This is a genomic window from Roseivivax lentus (assembly GCF_900156805.1).
In the GTDB taxonomy this organism is placed as follows: Bacteria; Pseudomonadota; Alphaproteobacteria; order Rhodobacterales; family Rhodobacteraceae; genus Roseivivax; species Roseivivax lentus.
Map to the genome: position 1 here is coordinate 13105 of NZ_FTOQ01000016.1, position 16768 is coordinate 29872.

A 16768-nucleotide genomic window follows, 5' to 3' on the forward strand; every position below is an offset into this window, starting at 1 on the left:
GTCGCAATCGAAGCCTTTTATGGTCCGGTTTAATTCGGGTCATATCGCTCTAGCGTGAAAAGTGTCGTATCTACGGCCGCGTTGGCGACAGGATCAGACGCGTCTGCAACGCCTGATAAAAATTCAAATGTATTCTCCGCCGCGCCAAAGAGGTTTCCAGCCGTATACACAGAGTGCAAGACGTGGCGCGGACCGTCGATACATGCTACGACCCAGCTGGCCTTATGATCTGATGGCGCAATGGCACGATAGCCTTTCACAAACCTTTCGTCGAAGAGAAAGCAATCGTAGCGAAAACCAGCTGCAATTTGCTCTACGCCGAGAGACAAGGAATTCGCGCCTGGCCAGGGCTGACTGGGGTCATATGTCAATGGGCGACTAGGTTCATGTTCTTTGGTGGCAGCAACTATGGCGTAAATCGGCCGACCCTTTCCTTGACCTTGTGTCGTCTTGCCACTATAAACCAGCTTCCATAAGAGACCCTTCGCCTCCGGGTCAGCATTATCGCGCCTTGGTGCGAAGAGAGGCGCATTCCCTTTCAAATTCTGTGTTATCTCAACTTCTTGATACGGAATGTGAACGTTAGCAACCTCGTCAGACGGAAATCGGACGACTTTTTTGTAGTCGAGGTCATCTGAATTGATGAAATCACGATCTTTCGACTTCTTTTTCCAGCTAAGTGCGCGTCCATCGGAGCGAAGAATTTTAAATCTTCCGTTCTCCATGACTGGCAATGGTTCATCAAGCGGTGGCTCATATGAACCCCATGATTCACGACGATACCTTTGCCAGATTGTTTCGACTTCAGCGGATAATTCTGGCTGCTGATCTTTTAACAGATCCAAGAGGCGGACCACACCTTCACGTTCGATCACGATCCAATTGTTCGGATCTTTATTTGTGGGCAGCCATGCAGGAACATTGTTAACGTATGACACGTCGCCGCCGCTGACTTTGAAGTCAACCGTCTCAGAAGAATGATCTTCTTCCGAACCTGCCTCCGTAGACTCGCTATTAAAAATCTCACCACCGGCCTCAAGCGACCGAACCTTGCCAGCTACTTTTGCGGAAAACTCATCCTCAGCTTTCGAGATAGATTTTTGAGCCGATAGAGTTGTACGACTCGAAAAAGCGATCGTACCACCGAGAAGTACGCGTTTTGGGACCGTGTGCCCGTATAATTCAAAAACTTCTTTCAAGGCTGTGATTTTATCTTCGTTTCGACGGCGCATAAGGGCGGAGCGAACCGCATCGATGAATGCGGGAGACAAAAGAGTACATCGCTCCAGATCGACCCAACAATATGGCACGCGGTAGCGCGCAACCATGTACACGATCTTGCCAGCAACGCTCGATCCGCTGCTGTCGGACGACTTTTGCCGGGCAGCAGCGCTGACCCATGGTGTGCCGACATGCGCGCCGATCTCTGAGGCTCCGGCCATCGCGATGTCACGGCCTTGTTTTGTTTCGTGAGCCTCAGTCCTTGATGTGGATGGCTCGGCTGTTGTTACAAAACTGTCCGATTTCGTTTTCTTCCACATCAACGGATAGGCGCGCGACATTGATACCGACCCGAATCCGAGCAAAGCGTTCATATCGACGCCACGAAGCATCTCTGAGCTTCGAGCAATAATAAGCCAGTCTTCTAACTTCAGGTTGTGAGGATGCGGAGCGCGCTCTCCATCGGGGATGGCAACGCCTTCTTTCGGGAGGGCAAAGGAAACGCCATCGTACTCAATGGTGGGAATGGAAACATCAATTGGATGCCCTTCGGGCAGCATATCATCAAGTGATTTATGCTCGACTGGTCCGGCAAATTCAGGAGTTCTTTTCGGATCTGTCTTGTGTTCGATCTCTGCAAGTTTGGCCTGAGCCTCTGCAGCAACATTTTTGATCTTGGAGGCCACCTTGTCAATTTCTGTCATCTATTCACTCCTTCAAGAAAGATCGGGGTCGAGTTCGATAAGCTCGTTCGATATCAATGATAAGCTATGCTCGAGTGTCGTCGTAATATTATTCATGCTCATCATGTAGTAATCGAACCATTCAGCCATTTCTAATATGAGTTGCCCGACGCCAAGCTGTGCCTCCAGTAATTCTTTCGCATGCCCAGGTTTGGGATTTATATGTCTGAGGTCGGAAAACAAGTATCCCCCAGCCTGAGAGAGGAAGCTACGCAACGCATCTGCAAAACTCTTGCCTGAAAGTTCAATTTCATAAAGCTGGTTCTTTTTAACATAATTATCAACACGGGCTGCCAACGTATCACTTACAATTGAGCGGAAGCGATAAAAGTGGGCAATGCAGGCTGCTTCTTGATTGCGAAATTCAGTCAGGCGATCTTGAAATCCACTTGTGCGGTGGTATTCCGTTGTTTTTGTTTTGTATTTTGACATCTCTTCTAGAATTTTATCAATATTTTTGGATACCAAAAATGCTTGATCGACAACCGCTTTCGTGCTCCTTCGAAAGGCTTGGGCGACTTTAATAGATGTGACAATGTACCTCTCGAAATCTGGGTATGAACCAATTGGCATATTGGTAACGCTTGAAAGTTCTGAGTATTCAGACAGCTTTTTGTCTAGTTTTCTCCAGTCAGATAGCCATTCATCTGGCTTGTCCCAGTCACTGAAATCAAATCCCATATCATCGCCTTAGATTAATGCTGTCGTTCCGGAGTGTCCCAGTCTTCACAGGTCTTCGTCTGGGGAGCTATCTGCCTGTACGGTTGCCGGAAACGCGTTTGAAATCAAGTATTCGATGGGCGTTGATGATGTGACCGTCCCCCCGACGGCATCGGTGTGCCAAGGTGGGTCTGCGATGATCCACAAAGGAGAACGACGTCGCGCGGCGGCTGATGACGGTGCCCGGTATCGGCCCGCTGATCGCGACGGCCATAGCGACCCTTGCGCCGCCGCCCGAGACCTTCCGCAAGGCCCGGGATTTTGCTGCTTGGCTCGGCCTCACGCCCCGCCAGCATTCGACGGGCGGCAAACAAAGGCTCGGGGCCACGACGAAGATGGGCGAGCGATCACTGAGGCGTCTGCTGATCATTGGCACTAACAGCGTCATCATCAAACGGCACGTCCATGCCGCAGCCAGACCAGGCTCGTGGCTGGCCGGGATGCTGACGCGCAAGCCGCCAATGCTGGTGCGGGTGGCGCTGGCGAACAAGATGGCGCGCATCGTCTGGGCCCTGATGGCCCGCGGTGGCGTTTACCAATCTCCGGCTGCGGCGGCATAAGCCCGCTGTAGGTCGCGAGGGCGTCGGAGCGGAAGAGGGCAAGGAGAAGTTTGGCGCAACGATCGTGAGACGGGATCAGAGGAACCAGCCTGCAACAAAGTGCCCCCGAGCACGCGGCGTTGATTTGGAGCCTGATCCGCGAACAGCATACGGGCCCGCGGCATCTGTGAGGTAGCATCATGAGGCCGGACATATGTCAGCACCCGACAACGCGTCAGAAAATGCTTCAAAATCCCGCTTGCGCTTGGGGCGGTTACATATGTTGCATATCTTTCTCGGTGACGTCCCAGGGCGCGGCGTAGCTTTCGGTGGCCATCGGGTTTCCTCGCGACCTTTCTAGCGAATTTTCTTGCGTGGGATATGGACGCTTTCGGACTGAAAGCGATGAAGCCGCCTGTCGATCTGGAGTCGGTTCTGTTCAGGTTCTTCTGGAGTTCACGGCTGGCGAACGATGCCGGTGGCGCTTGGATCAGGTCGATCGTGATCGAGACCTGTCGGCGCCTACAGTCCCAAGCGGAAGGAAAGCTATCCGTCGAAAACCTCATCGGTTATCATTCCGGGGCTTAGTTTTTTCAAACCTCTAAGACGCGCAAACAGCCGTTTTGTGGGCTGTCCGACATACGTGGTCGGCGCAGCGAACGACCGCTCTGGACCGTTCAAATCTGCTTGCCATTACGTGGCTCAGAGCATTCCAAGAGGTTCTCGATCTACGAAAAAGTGGTGCCCGGGGGCGGAGTGCATAAAATTATATGAATCAATGACTTATGGAAAAGTGGGGCGCTAAATCTTCCCATAGTTTCATTAGGTTTTTCAGGATTTTTGTCCCACCCGTTCGGCGCTTCACGGCCAACAGAATCCAATCCTTCGGAATCAAAAACCCCCACCGGCTGCGACCAGTGGGGGCCATGAAAACCGACTAGCGGGACCGGCTAAGTCCCCGTGTCGCGGCACCGAAAGAGGAAGATACGATGCCCGAAAAAGGTAGCACCAAAGCCCCCAAAGGCCAAGTCTCCGCCGCTCTTGACCACGCCGAAGCTGGACACCCCGTCCTGCCGTGGCGCTGGAAGGATGGCCACAAGGTACCCCATATCACCGATTGGCCGAACAAGGCGACGACCGATCCGACGCAGATCCGCAAGTGGTGGAAGAGATGGCCTGAAGCACAAGTCGGCATTGTGACCGGAGAGCGATCTGGAATTGACGTGCTGGACCTCGACCAGAAAGACGGCAAGGACGGCGTGGCGGCGCTACGCGAGGCGGGGCACACCGTGGACTCGCCCGTCATTATTAAGACCCCTACTGGCGGGCTGCACTATTGGTTTGAGCATGTGCCCGGCCAGCGCAAGGTCGAGAACCTTAACGGCATGGAGGGCGTGGACGTTCGCGCCGATGGTGGCTGGGCTGGCGTGCCGGGTTCGGACGGCTACAGCTATCAGACGGGCGATTTGCAACTGTGGACGGCGCTGCGCGACGTGGCACCGCCCGCGTGGCCGCTGCCCGTCCAGCGCCGCAGGGCGGTTAGCGTCAGCACCGCCGAACCTTCCGGGCTGCCCTTCCATGTGTTGCGCGACGCACTGCTGTCGCTGCCGATTGAGGCGCGGCAAGTGCATTTCGGCTCTGATGGGGAGTGGTTCAAGATCGGGCGCATCATCTATGACGAAACTGGCGGCTCTGAAGATGGCAACGCACTCTGGCACGAATGGTCCGAAGGCTGGGGCGGCTATGACTATCATGAAGCCCAGTCCAAGTGGTGCCGGGAAGACGCCTACACGGGCGAGCGTGCGACTGTTTGGGCGATCCTGCGTCCTGCAATAGATGATGGCTGGAAGCATCCCGGCTTTGACGCATGGCAGGCGGCCGAGGCGGCGGGCGACTTCGACGGGCCGGACGCGGAAGAGGAGGAGGAGATTGCCGCGCTGGTGCGCGGACCTTCAAAGGCTCTGGCCCAAGTCGAATGGGGCACGCCGTTGATGCGCGGCGACCGGCCGATTCCGAACCTGTTCAACACGGTGATCTATCTCGGCAAAAACCTCGACTCGATCCTGCCCGGGCTGTCGCACAATCTCATGAACGGCCGGGACGAATGGCGGGACGGCCAGCTAAACGACGCGGCCGTGTCGCTTGCCAGAATGGCGCTGGAACGCCGGGGGCTCGATACCGTCGGCAAGGAAATGGTGGCCGACGCCGCCCACGTTGTCGCCCGCAAGCGCGCCCACCATCCGATCCAGGACCAGCTCAACGGCTTGGTATGGGACGGCGTGGCGCGGCTGGACTCGTGGCTTGTGCGGCACGCTGGGGCGGAAGACACGCCCTACGCCCGGACCGTCGGGCGGAAGTTTCTGGTGGCCATGGTGGCGCGCGTCATGAAGCCCGGATGCAAGCAAGACCACACGCTTGTTCTGTCCGGGCGTCAGGGTCAGAACAAGAGCACGGCTTGCCGCGTCTTGGCGGGGGCCGAGTATTTCAGCGACACGTTGCCGTCCATCCGTGGCGATAAGACCGACGCAATCCGCCACCTGCAAGGCAAGTGGCTGGTGGAGCTGGCCGAGCTGGCCCCGTCCCGGAAGAGCGAAACGGAAGACCTGAAAGCCTTCCTCTCCGGTGCCGTGGACCGGGTGAGGCTTCCGTATGCGAAATTCGATGAAGCCTTTCCCCGCCAATGCGTCTTTGTCGGCACGACCAATGAAGACCAGTTTTTGCGGGACGCGACGGGCGGGCGACGCTTCTGGCCCGTGGCGGTAACGCGGGTAATCGACGTGGATGCACTGGCAGCCGAACGCGACCAGCTCTTTGCGGAAGCCGTGGCAGCGTTCAAGGCGGGCGAACCGTGGTGGCTGGACCGCGACTTTGAAGCCGAGCACGCCGCGCCGGTTCAAGCCGCTGCCTACGTCTCGGATAGCTGGGCGGAGGATGTGTCGGCATGGCTGGACAAGCCGGAAGACGACTTCGGCGGGCAGATAACGCCCCGGTGCGAGGTTACCATTTCCGAGGTCCTGAGTGGGGCTCTGGGCATTTTGACCGGGCGGCATACCCGAGCGGATCAAATGCGGGCAGGTGCCGTGCTGATGGAGCTGGGATGGGCGAAGCACCACACGCGACGCGGCAAAGTCTGGCGGCGGCCGGAGCAATGATGGTGACTTCCGTGACTACCTCTGTGACTACCTGCCGTCACAAGCAACCATCTGTTTTCGATGGGTTAATTCGCCCTGTGACTACCGTGACTACCTTTAGCGGAAAAAACCGCTGGGGAAGTAAGACGGCTGCCCAACCCATGGCCGACAAGACTCAGCCACTACAATGGGGAAAAGGTAGTCACGGTAGTCACAGCGTGCAAAGGCGCAATGAATACATGGCCTTACGTGTGACCCATCCGAACGTGAGGTGGTCACACGTTACTAGGGCTAAGGGTAATCAGTGTTACCGACTTTACCGGCTTTACCGTGACGGGTCCTTTCCAGCGGGTGGGAACGCGGGGGTCGCGGAGCCCCGGTGTTTCACTCTTCAAAAACAAATTACCTGCAAAAACTCCACTTTACTGCGTAAAGTAAATATAGTAGTAATAGCGATATTAGCAGTCAACTTAGGGGAATCGCTATGAGCTTGAAAACCATCGAGATCGACTTTGACATCCACAAGCGTATTGAGGCTGAGCGTCGCAGCTTCGACGAGCCACATTATGTTGCGCTCAGGCGGCTGCTTGGGTTGCCGGAAATCGAACCGGCGGAAATCGTGGACGAGGACCTAAGCCGCGAAGGGCTCCCCTTTGTTGAAGATGGAGTCTCTGTTCTTCACGGCTCCGACGCCCGGATGCGTTACTTGCGTGGCACGCAGCTCTATGAGGGCAAGTTTCTAGACGGGAAGCTGGTTGTGGATGGCAAGGCGTACCCGACCCTTTCCGCAGCCGCATCCGATCTCGCCCGCACCAAGGATGGCAAGAAAACAAGTCTGAATGGCTGGCTCTACTGGGAAGTTCGGGCTCCGGGGACTGCCAAGTGGCGAGCGATGAAGGACTTACGCGAGCAAGCCCAACACCAGCTCACTAACGTGAAAAAATGGGTGTGAGAAAGGGGGGGGCATTGAACGATATTCTTGCAGACGAACTCACCGAAATCGAAGCGTTGGTAAACGGTCCGCCCAAAAAGCGGACCGTGACCGCTGGCGAGCTGGCGGATTGGCTGGGCATTACCGCCAACCGCGTCTCGGCTCTGGCACGAGACGGCATCGTTCCCCGCGACGACGCGAAACGCTTCCCGCTCAAGGCCGCCGTCCGGGCCTATGCCGAGCACGCCCGCGCCGGGGCAACCGGTCGCCGGGCGGACGCTGAACTGTCGGCAGAGAAACTGCGACTGGCGAAGGCCAACGCGGACAAGCTCGAACTGGCGAACGCCAAAGCGAGGGGAGAGTTGATCGCGGCGGCCGAAGTGGAACGCGCTTGGGCTGGCGTCCTGCGCGACGTGCGCGCCGCCTTCCTTGCCCTGCCGAGCCGGGCCGCTGGCAAGCTCGGCCACCTGACCCCGCACGACCTGAAGACGCTGGACGCCGAAGTGCGCGACGTTCTCATGGAGCTGTCGGACGATGATTGATGTGCTGACCCGGACCCGCCGCAACGCGCTGGCGGCGCTGAAGCCGCCGCCGCGCCTGAGCCTGCCCGACTGGATCGAGTCCACCATGCGGCTGCCCGAGGGCGTCTCGGCCACGCCCGGCCGCGTGAGCCTCTGGCCGTATCAACGCGGCATTGCGGACGCTATCAGCGACCCGCTGATTGAGCGGGTTACCGTGGTCAAGCCGGTGCGCGTCGGGCTGACCACGCTGCTGTCCGGCACGGTGGCGTCCTACATCGCCAACGAACCCGCGCCGATCATGGTCTTGCAGCCGACCGAGGCTGACGCCCGCGACTACGTGGTGAGTGACCTTGAACCGATCTTCGCCGCCACGCCCGAGCTGAAGGGCCTGCTGGCGGCCGAGTCCGATGAAGCCGGGCGCAACACCCTCCTGTCCCGCCGCTTTCCGGGTGGCAGCCTGAAAGTGGTGGCGGCGAAGAGCCCCCGGAATCTGCGCCGCCACAATATACGCGTCCTGCTGATCGACGAAGCCGACGCCATGGAGCCCGGGGCCGAGGGCTCGCCCCTGACGCTGGCAGAACGCCGCACCCTGAGCTTCCCTAACCGCAAGATCGTGCTGGGCAGCACGCCCACGCTGGAAGCCACCAGCAACGTGCTGCGCAGTTATGCCACCAGCGACTCCCGCGTCTATGAGGTGCCGTGCCCGCATTGCGGCGGCTTCCATGAAATCACATGGTCGGACATTCAATGGCCCGAGGGCGAGCCCCTGAAAGCCGCCTATGTCTGCCCGAGCTGCGACGGCGTGACCGAAGAACGGCACAAGCCCGCCATGGTGGCCGCCGGGTGCTGGCGCATCACCCGGCCCGAGGTGGAAGGCCATGCGGGCTTCCGGCTCAATGCGCTGGTGTCCACACTGGCGAACGCCTCTTGGGGCAAGATCGCGCAAGAGTTTCTGGAGTCGAAGGCCCACCCGGACAAGCTGCAAGTCTGGACGAATACGCTCATGGGCCAAGGCTGGCGCGAGGCGGCCGAAGAGATTGACGACGCCGCTTTGGCCGCCCGGGCCGAGCCCTTCGCGCTGCCCGACGCGATCCCGCCCGAGGTGCTATTCGTGACGGCCGGAATCGACGTGCAACGCGACCGGCTGGAAATGGTCTTTCTCGGCTGGGGCCGCGACGAAATCTTTGTGCTTGGGCAATCCGTCATTTGGGGCGACCCGATGGGGGAAGACGTGTGGGCCGAGCTGGACGACGCCTTGCGCACCATCTGGAAGCACCCCAAAGGCGGCTTCCTTCGGGTGGACGCGGCGGGCATCGACGCAGGCGACGGCGTGACCATGGACCGAGTCCTGGGCTTCTGCCGCCCGCGCATGGTCCGGCGCATCTTCGCCGTGAAAGGCGCGTCCGGTGACCGGCAAGCGATCCGTGCGAGCGACACGCGGGGCGCACGTCTCTTCATCGTGGGGGTGGACGGCCTGAAGGAGCAGCTAATCAACCGCCTGACCCGGGGCCGCTCTGTCCGCTTCAGCGACACACTGGAAGGGCGGTTCTTTGAGGAACTGGCGTCCGAACGGCTGGTGGTCCGTTATCGGCGCGGAGCCCCCGTCCGGCAATGGGAACGCACCCCGGGCCGCCGGGCAGAGTCCCTCGATTGCGTGATCTACGGCATGGCCGTTCGGGCGCTGGTAAACGCCAGCGTGGATCGTCGCGCAGAAGAGGTTGAGGCAAGGACTCTTTCCAAACCAACGCCCTCTGTGGTCAAGTCGTCTTGGCTGAGCAGATAGGCGGCCCAAGTACGAATGACCCGGCGCAATGGAGCTTTATTTTGAGGAAGATTTTCTACTGGGCTCAGCGTGTTATTGCGGACTTGTCAGAGCGGACGAGTGAGAGAACACGCTGGTCAACTTTGAAGAATTTCACTCGATCAAGAGCTGCAAAGCTTAGTGCGCTCGCGCCGTTCGTTGGGTATCTGGTTCTCTATAATTCTCAGATTCAGGAATATTTGCGGCTAAACTTTTTGGTTCCAGAAACTGGTTATGGCGTTGTTTGGCTTAGAGAGAATAGTCTACACTTCCTTTATTTCGGGTTAGTTTTTTATGGGGCGGCGGCAGCAATTTTCGCGACGGGCTGTCCAAACAAAGTCCGAGAGAACGAGAATATTATTGAGTACGTTTCGAATATGGAGTCGGTCAAGACGGATAATCTTGTTTATAGGCATTTAAGAAGCGCAATTGAGACATTCTTTAAGTACAACGAAGGCGAAAGAGCCAACCGCTTTTTTGGGGACTTGCATCCCAGCTTCCCATACGCGGCTGCGGAGCCTCTACATCTTCTTATTGATAGATTAGCGGGGCTTGCGGAGCTGGGCTCTGATACACTCGCTGAGCTTCAGACGGGGACCGGTCACTTCATGACTGATAGGATTATGGAGTTGATGGTGAGCGAAAGAAGAGCAGAGCGAGCGTTTCATATGCCGCTTTACCATGTGGCAAACGATTTATCAAAAGAAGTATTCTATGTTGGATATAGAATAGACGACTTTCGTAACTTCCCGATTAGAGCACTTATTTACATTCTGTTTATTCTTGGGCTGGCGTGTCTTCTAATTCCAACCTTAACGACTATGCTGATAGTCTTATTTTCTGTGCTATAGTTTCTTGCTAGGTGTCCAAAATGAAATTGGCGGGCCGATGTGCCCGCCGCTTTATTTGCCAATCTTTGTGGCATGTTGCTTCGTTTCAGCTCCGAATGACAAGCGGCGCACGAAGGTCTCCCGACTTCATGGTGTGGCGGCCTTCGGTGGCGAAGGCGATAGGGTCGGGCACGTCCGGCATTCCACGTGCCGCAAGATAAGCCTGAGTCATCGCGGCAGCTTCGCCTACGGACATCCCCATTTCAGACGCAGCCGCCAATGCGGCAATAACTATTTCACGCACCCTGCGGGTGCTTTCGAGAGCTTCCAGCATTGGATTTTCCTGCTTTGCGGGCGGCGGCCGGAGCGAGGAATCCCCGGCCGCCTTTGGCACTTTCGTGACCCACACTCTGCGAACGGGCCACGCCTAAACTCTAAGGTGATTCTGACTTGCCATACAACTCATTTGTGAGTTAATGAGTCTTCAAGCTGTTTTGGAGGCTCACCGTGTTCACCATCAAAGAAGCCACGACCTGTTTCGCACGCATCGACGCGATTGCTGAAGAGAACCTGCCCGCGCTCGACAAGGCGCTGCGAAACCTGTCGCAACGACACTACCTCCCGCCTGCTGATCGTCGCGGCCGGGCCGACCTTTATCCCCTCCACACCATCTGCGCCCTGCGGGTGCTTCAAGCGGCAAGTGGCATCCTCTCTGACCGCTGGGTGCTGGATACTTTCGCGCGCGATATGCAGAGCCAACCCGCGGGACCGGCCCGCCGCGTCAGGCTTGATGGCGGTGAGCGTCCCATGTCGCCGGTCGAAGAAGCCGTTGAGCGCGTGCGCGAAGGGCAGACATTCGACTTCAACCTGCATCTTCATCGTGACGGCCGTCTTGCATTCTTTGCTGACTGGCCCTCCGACGATGCGAGTGCGGCGACCGTCGCTGACAATGTGTTCTCTGAGGTTAAGACCAAAGAGCCCGTTGCGACTTTCACCGTTCATGCCTCCCGCTTGATTGCGGAATTGCTGGTGGAGCTGGGAGCCTGATCGTGTCCCTGCTGTCGCGCCTCTTGAACCGCACTCCGGCCCACGCCGTGCAGACCCGCCGTTTCGATGGTGCGGCGGGTGGGCGGCGTGGCTGGGGGGTGGGTACCTATCACCGGCACGGGGCCGAGACGGCCGCCGCCGGACCGACTTTGCGCAACCGCGCCCGGTATCTGGCGGCGAACAACCCTTGGCTTTCTCAGGGCGTGGGCAACTACGTGGGCGCGCTGGCTGGCACGGGCATCAACCCGACGCCCCAGCACCGCGACGCCGACACGCGGGCCGGGCTTTCGGCACTCTGGACGCAATGGGGCGAAGAGGCTGACGTAGACGGTCGGACGGACGTTTGGGGCCTTCAGGCCGAGATTGCCCGGTGCCTTGTCGTGGACGGCGAAGCCATTGTGCAGCTCCTCAACACGCCTGAGGGACCGCGCTTGCGCCTCTTGCCGCCCGAGTTGGTGGACGAGTCCCTGACCCGCGAGCTGGCCGACGGCCGCTACATCGTCTCGGGCGTGGAGTTTGCCGCCGCTGGCACCCGCGCCGCCTATTGGGTATTGCCTGCCAAGCCCACCGATACCTTCGCCACGACCGCGTCGCCAGTCCGCATCCCGGCGGCGGAAATCCTGCACGTGTTCAAGCCACTCGGCCCGGGCCAAGTCCGGGGCGTGTCGTGGCTGGCCCCCGTCATCCTGTCCGCGTCCGACTTCGACCAGCTCTGCGACGCGCTCTTGATGGGGGCCAAGGTGGCCGCCATGCACGCGGGCTTCCTGACCGACATGAACGGCACGGCAGGCGAGCCTTACGACGGCACCGAAGCGGGCGGCATCATGGATTCCGGCCTTGAACCCGGCACGCTGAAACGGCTGCCGTCGGGGCTGGACGTGAAATTCAACAGCCCGGCGCAGGCGCAAGAGCTGGGGGCCTTCCTGCGCCTTAACCTGCGCCAGCTCGCCGCTGGGCTTGGGCTGCCCTCGCACCTTCTGGACGGCGACCTGAGCGACGCGAACTATTCCAGCCTGCGCGCCGGGCTTCTGCCTTTCCGCCAGCGGTGCGAGCAAGTCCAGTATGGCGTTTTCGTGCCGCAGCTCCTCAACCCGATCTGGCGGCGCGTGGTGGCGTGGGGCGTGCTGTCCGGCGCGCTGGACGCGCCCGACTACGAGTCTGACCCGCGCGCCTACCGGGCCGAGTGGTTGCCCCCGGCGTGGCAGCAAGTGGACCCGCTGAAGGACACGCAAGCGACCGTGGCCGAGATCGAAGCCGGACTGACCAGCCGCCGCAAGGCCGTGGCTGCCCGGGGCTGGGCACTGGAAGACCTGGACTCGGAAATCGCGGTCGACGGCTTCACCCCCAAACCCAAGGAGTCCGGCAATGCTTGAAGATATTCTGACACGCTCGGCCGAAGTGCGGATGAACTCTTTCGACCCGGAAACCCGGACCTTCTCGGCCGTCATCGCCACGGCTCACGCTGTAGCCCGCCGTGACGCGCAAGGCCCTTATCTGGAAATCCTGCCGCCGGACGCCTTCGATCTGGCGGCGCAAAACCTGCCCGTGCTCGACTCGCACAATACCCGCACCGTGCGGGCGGTTCTGGGCCGAACCGTATCCGTCCGGCGCGCGGACGCCGCCATTGAAGCCGACATGCGGCTTTCCTCTGCCGAAGATGTTGCCCCCGTCGGGCAACGGATCGCGGACGGAACCCTGTCGGGCGTCAGCATAGGTTACCGCGTTGCCGGATGGACCATCGGGAAGCGTGGCGCAATGCGGACCAAGACCGCCAAGCGCATCACGCTTTCCGAAGTTACCCTGACTAGCAACCCCGCCGACCCGAACGCGGCCGTGCGGCATCAAGAGGAGGCCGACGTGCCGAAAGATACCCAAACGACCGACCGCGGCGCGCTGATCCAGCGCGTCCGGGCGGCCCACAATCTGCCCGAGGACTGGGCAACCCGCATGGAAGAAGCGGGCGAAGAGCTGACCGACGATGAAGTGCGCGAGTTCGGCCGGGAAGAGGCCGTCGCCGCCCGCGCCACCCGCACCGCGCCCACCATCCGCACGGTCGCACCGCAGAACGAAGACCCGGCCGTCATCGCTACCCGCCAGACCGAAGCTCTGGCCTGCCGCATGGCTGGCGACGCCCCCAGCGACGATGCCCGGGCCTATATGGGCCTTGGACTGGAAGACCTCGCCCGCGACGCCCTGACCCGGGCGGGCGAGCGTGTGGGCATGATGGGCCGCGAAGAGCTGATGACGCGCGCCATGCACGGCACCAGCGACTTCCCCGAGCTGCTGACCGGGGCGGGCAACCGCGTGCTGATGAATGCATATCAACGTGCGGAGTCGGTGCTGAAGACGCTGGCCCGCCAGCGCACGGCGTCGGACTTCCGCGCTCTGTCCATCCTGAAGGTGGCGGAATTTTCCGGGCTTCAGAAGGTTTCGGAGCATGGTGAAATCAAGGCCATGACCACGGGCGAGACCAAGGAAGGCTATTCACTTGAAACCTTTGGCGGCATGTTCAGCCTGACCCGCAAGGCGATCATCAACGATGATCTGGGGGCGTTCGGCCGCTGGGCCGAGATGATGGGCAGCGCGGCGGCCGAAACCGAAGCGGCGCAGCTCATGGGCCTGCTGACCGCAAACAGCGGTGGCGGCGTTAAGTTGTCGGATGGGAAGAACCTCTTCCATGCCGATCACGGCAACTTTGCAGGCACGGGGGTCGCCCTCGGAAGTGCGGGGGTCGAAGGCGCACTGGATGAAGCTCGGCTCGCCATGCGGACGCAGAAGGGCCTTGATGGCAAGACGCCGGTCAACGTCCGGCCCAAGTATCTGTTGGTAGGGCCGGAGGCCGAAAGCGCCGCCGAAAAGCTGCTGGCGAGCATCTACCCGGCCACGACCGACGACGTGAACGTCTACGCCACGAAGCTGTCGCTGCTGGTGGAGCCGCGCATTACTGGCCAGCAATGGTGGGTCTTCGGTGACCCGGCCACGGCCCCGGTGCTGGAATACGCCTACCTGTCCAGTGCGCCCGGGCCGCAGCTCGCCAGCCGCGATGGCTGGGAAACGCTCGGCCGGGAGTTTCGCGTGGTGCTCGACTTCGGCTGCGGTGCCGTCGATCATCGGGGCGCATTCCGCAACGCCGGGGCCTGAACATGGCCCTGACGCTCGCCCAGCTCACGGCCGCACGTGACGCGCTTATGACAGCGCGGGCGAGCGGTGCGCGTCGCTACCGGGACCAGAACGGCGAGGAAGTGGAATACCGCTCCGATACCGAAATGGCCCGCGCCCTTGCCGCGCTTGACGCTGAAATCTCGGCCGTCACCCGGCGGCCGCCTTCCACCATCCTCTTCAGAACCTCGAAAGGACTCTGAGCATGGCAACGAACTACGTCCAACCGGGTGACACGCTCACTCTGACAGCGCCCGGGGCGATCACCTCGGGTAGCATCGTCCAAATCGGCGCGCTGATCGGCGTGGCGGCTGGCGACGCCGCCAGCGGCGAAGGCCTCGACCTTGTTACCGTCGGGTGCTTCATGCTGCCCAAGGTGTCCACCGACGCCGTAATCGTGGGCGACGTGCTCTACTTCGACGCCGCGAATGGCGTGGTCACGACCGAAGACGGCACCGGCGCGAATGACCGCATCGGCGTGGCAGTCACGGCCGCCGCCAACCCGTCCGCATCCGTTGTCGTGCGGCTGGACGGCTGACCATGCCCGCCGCTTCCACTCATGCGCGCTCAGCTCTTCCGCCGCCCACGCGGCGGGGGCTGTCGCGCGAGGAGGCGGCTGGATACATCGGCGTTGGCACGTCCAAATTCGACGCCATGGTGAGTGACGGGCGGATGCCCAAGGCCAAGAAAATCGACGGGCGAAGGGTGTGGGACGTGCGCGCTTTGGACCAATTTTTTGACGCCTTGCCCGGTGGGGACGAGTCCGACCACAATGCTTGGGATTAAAGGATGCCCGAGGGTTCGATGAAATTCAGATTGAAATACGTGGTGGAGGACGTGGACCGCCACGGCAACGTCCGCCTCTACTACCGCCGCAACGGGCGGAAGGTTCGCTTGCGCGGCCCCGCCGGTTCGCCTGAGTTCTTGGCAGACTACCGCACCGCTGCCGCTGGCCCGAAAGAGGCCAAGACCGATAAGGCCGGGCGCGTGGTGCCTAAGAGCTTCAGGTGGCTTTGCGTCCAATACTTCAAGAGCGCCATGTTTCAAGAGCTGGACCCCCGGACTCAGAAGGTCCGCCGGTCCATCCTTGAACGGTTTTGCGAGCACAAGGGCGACGGGGACAAACCTTTCGCTCAATTGCTGCCCCGCCATATCCGCGTCCGCCGTGATGAGATGGCGGACCGACCCGAGGCCGCCAACGGCATGGTGAAGGCCGTGCGCCAGCTCTACCGCTACGCGCTTCGCTATGACCATCACGACGACAACCCGGCGGAAAAGGTCGAATACCTAAAAGGTAACCCCGACGGCTACCATTCGTGGACGCTGGCCGAGATTGAGAAATACGAACAAGTGCATCCAATTGGCACCCCCGCGCGGCTCGCCTTGGCCCTCGCTCTCTACACCGGCCAACGCCGCGCCGATCTAGTGGTGTTGGGTAAGCAACACGTCCGCGATGGATGGCTGATCTTCAAGCAGCACAAAGGCCGCAATCGCAAGCCGGTCCGCATGGAAATTCCGATCATCCCCGAGCTTCAGCGGATCATCGACGCGACCGACACTGGCGACATGGCCTTCCTGAAAACCGCCTTTGGTCGGCCGTTCACATCGAACGGCTTCGGCAATCGCTTCCGCAAATGGAGCGACGAAGCCGGGCTTCCGCACTGTGCGGTTCACGGACTCCGCAAGGCCGCCGCAGCACGGCTTGCCGAACTGGGATGCACGGAACAGGAAATCATGGCGATCACCGGCCACCGAACCAGCAAAGAAGTCACCCGTTACACCCGCGCGGCCAGTCAGAAAACCCGTGCCGAAAGCGCCCTTCGTCGTCTTTCCCTAGAACAAACCCCGGACGAAAGTGTCCCACTTTTGGCAGCGGTTGTGCCGGGTGGGACAAAATCGCAACCTAAGTGACTGATAATATGAGCTTCTAAAGAAGGATGGTGCCCGGGGGCGGAATCGAACCACCGACACGAGGATTTTCAATCCACTGCTCTACCCCTGAGCTACCCGGGCACGGGTGAGGGCGGCGCCCTCGGGTGAGCGCGGTCTAGCCAGAACTGAAACGGGTGTCCAGAGGGCCCGGGCGAAAAATCCGGGCCGTATCGCCAAGTCGCTCGACCAGCCC

Annotated in this window: 14 protein-coding genes, 1 tRNA gene and 1 pseudogene; 12 read left to right on the plus strand and 4 right to left on the minus strand. The window is 60.2% G+C overall.

Annotated elements, in window-relative coordinates:
* Positions 1-29: 29 nt before the first annotated feature.
* Together BW990_RS21600 and BW990_RS21605 are read right to left on the minus strand one after the other, a co-directional pair.
* A complete protein-coding gene (locus BW990_RS21600) occupies positions 30-1925 on the minus strand; it encodes a hypothetical protein (RefSeq protein ID WP_143526267.1) in 1896 nt (631 codons plus the stop codon).
* 12 nt (positions 1926-1937) lie between these two features.
* Positions 1938-2645 carry a hypothetical protein gene (locus BW990_RS21605; RefSeq protein WP_143526268.1) on the minus strand — a complete coding sequence of 236 codons (708 nt, stop codon included), beginning with the start codon at positions 2643-2645 and terminating at the stop codon, positions 1938-1940.
* A 185-nt stretch (positions 2646-2830) separates the two neighbouring features.
* Between BW990_RS21605 and BW990_RS17605 the strand changes: the two are divergent.
* The 6 genes and pseudogenes from BW990_RS17605 to BW990_RS21610 form a co-directional block, all read left to right on the plus strand.
* Positions 2831-3244, plus strand: a pseudogene (locus BW990_RS17605) (transposase); the annotation flags it as partial.
* Between the two features lie 968 nt (positions 3245-4212).
* Positions 4213-6375 carry a VapE domain-containing protein gene (locus BW990_RS17615; RefSeq protein ID WP_076450146.1) on the plus strand — a complete coding sequence of 721 codons (2163 nt, stop codon included), beginning with the start codon at positions 4213-4215 and terminating at the stop codon, positions 6373-6375.
* Positions 6376-6838: 463 nt separating this feature from the next.
* Entirely contained in the window at positions 6839-7306 is a 468-nt protein-coding gene (locus tag BW990_RS17620; RefSeq protein WP_076450148.1) for a hypothetical protein, read from the plus strand.
* Between the two features lie 14 nt (positions 7307-7320).
* Entirely contained in the window at positions 7321-7827 is a 507-nt protein-coding gene (locus tag BW990_RS17625) for a DNA packaging protein (protein ID WP_143526269.1), read from the plus strand.
* Positions 7820-9589 carry a phage terminase large subunit family protein gene (locus BW990_RS17630; RefSeq protein ID WP_076450150.1) on the plus strand — a complete coding sequence of 590 codons (1770 nt, stop codon included), beginning with the start codon at positions 7820-7822 and terminating at the stop codon, positions 9587-9589. Before BW990_RS17625 ends, BW990_RS17630 begins: the two co-directional genes overlap by 8 nt.
* On the plus strand, positions 9574-10458 hold the full coding sequence (locus tag BW990_RS21610) for a hypothetical protein (RefSeq protein ID WP_143526270.1): 885 nt from the start codon (positions 9574-9576) through the stop codon (positions 10456-10458). Before BW990_RS17630 ends, BW990_RS21610 begins: the two co-directional genes overlap by 16 nt.
* Before the next feature lie 85 nt (positions 10459-10543).
* Here BW990_RS21610 and BW990_RS17635 read toward each other — a convergent pair whose 3' ends face one another.
* Entirely contained in the window at positions 10544-10771 is a 228-nt protein-coding gene (locus BW990_RS17635; protein ID WP_076450152.1) for a hypothetical protein, read from the minus strand.
* A gap of 173 nt (positions 10772-10944) precedes the next feature.
* Between BW990_RS17635 and BW990_RS17640 the strand changes: the two genes are divergently transcribed.
* From BW990_RS17640 to BW990_RS17670, 6 genes are all read left to right on the plus strand, one after another.
* Complete coding sequence (locus BW990_RS17640; protein ID WP_076450154.1) at positions 10945-11484, plus strand: hypothetical protein; 540 nt, start codon at positions 10945-10947, stop codon at positions 11482-11484.
* A 2-nt stretch (positions 11485-11486) separates the two neighbouring features.
* Positions 11487-12857 (plus strand): phage portal protein, encoded by a 1371-nt coding sequence (locus BW990_RS17645; protein WP_083950701.1) that lies wholly within the window; start codon positions 11487-11489, stop codon positions 12855-12857.
* Positions 12850-14625, plus strand: a complete 1776-nt coding sequence (locus BW990_RS17650; RefSeq protein ID WP_076450156.1) for a prohead protease/major capsid protein fusion protein — start codon at positions 12850-12852, stop codon at positions 14623-14625. The genes BW990_RS17645 and BW990_RS17650 overlap by 8 nt, the downstream gene beginning before the upstream one ends.
* A gap of 2 nt (positions 14626-14627) precedes the next feature.
* Positions 14628-14846, plus strand: a complete 219-nt coding sequence (locus BW990_RS17655) for a phage head-tail joining protein (RefSeq protein WP_076450157.1) — start codon at positions 14628-14630, stop codon at positions 14844-14846.
* A 2-nt stretch (positions 14847-14848) separates the two neighbouring features.
* Positions 14849-15181, plus strand: coding sequence for a DUF2190 family protein (locus BW990_RS17660; protein ID WP_076450158.1), 333 nt, complete (start codon positions 14849-14851; stop codon positions 15179-15181).
* Positions 15182-15432: 251 nt separating this feature from the next.
* Complete coding sequence (locus tag BW990_RS17670; protein WP_076450160.1) at positions 15433-16554, plus strand: tyrosine-type recombinase/integrase; 1122 nt, start codon at positions 15433-15435, stop codon at positions 16552-16554.
* A gap of 27 nt (positions 16555-16581) precedes the next feature.
* Here the strand turns inward: BW990_RS17670 and BW990_RS17675 are convergent.
* Positions 16582-16656, minus strand: a tRNA-Phe gene (locus BW990_RS17675).
* Between the last annotated feature and the right edge of the window lie 112 nt (positions 16657-16768).

What these genes read in the sequence shown, in the direction of transcription:
- BW990_RS21600 (WP_143526267.1), bottom strand. Translation starts at nt 1,925, where the DNA reads ATGACAGAAATTGACAAGGTGGCCTCCAAGATCAAAAATGTTGCTGCA.
- BW990_RS21605 (WP_143526268.1), bottom strand. Translation starts at nt 2,645, where the DNA reads ATGGGATTTGATTTCAGTGACTGGGACAAGCCAGATGAATGGCTATCT.
- BW990_RS17615 (WP_076450146.1), top strand. Translation starts at nt 4,213, where the DNA reads ATGCCCGAAAAAGGTAGCACCAAAGCCCCCAAAGGCCAAGTCTCCGCC.
- BW990_RS17620 (WP_076450148.1), top strand. Translation starts at nt 6,839, where the DNA reads ATGAGCTTGAAAACCATCGAGATCGACTTTGACATCCACAAGCGTATT.
- BW990_RS17630 (WP_076450150.1), top strand. Translation starts at nt 7,820, where the DNA reads ATGATTGATGTGCTGACCCGGACCCGCCGCAACGCGCTGGCGGCGCTG.
- BW990_RS17635 (WP_076450152.1), bottom strand. Translation starts at nt 10,771, where the DNA reads ATGCTGGAAGCTCTCGAAAGCACCCGCAGGGTGCGTGAAATAGTTATT.
- BW990_RS17650 (WP_076450156.1), top strand. Translation starts at nt 12,850, where the DNA reads ATGCTTGAAGATATTCTGACACGCTCGGCCGAAGTGCGGATGAACTCT.
- BW990_RS17655 (WP_076450157.1), top strand. Translation starts at nt 14,628, where the DNA reads ATGGCCCTGACGCTCGCCCAGCTCACGGCCGCACGTGACGCGCTTATG.
- BW990_RS17660 (WP_076450158.1), top strand. Translation starts at nt 14,849, where the DNA reads ATGGCAACGAACTACGTCCAACCGGGTGACACGCTCACTCTGACAGCG.
- BW990_RS17670 (WP_076450160.1), top strand. Translation starts at nt 15,433, where the DNA reads ATGCCCGAGGGTTCGATGAAATTCAGATTGAAATACGTGGTGGAGGAC.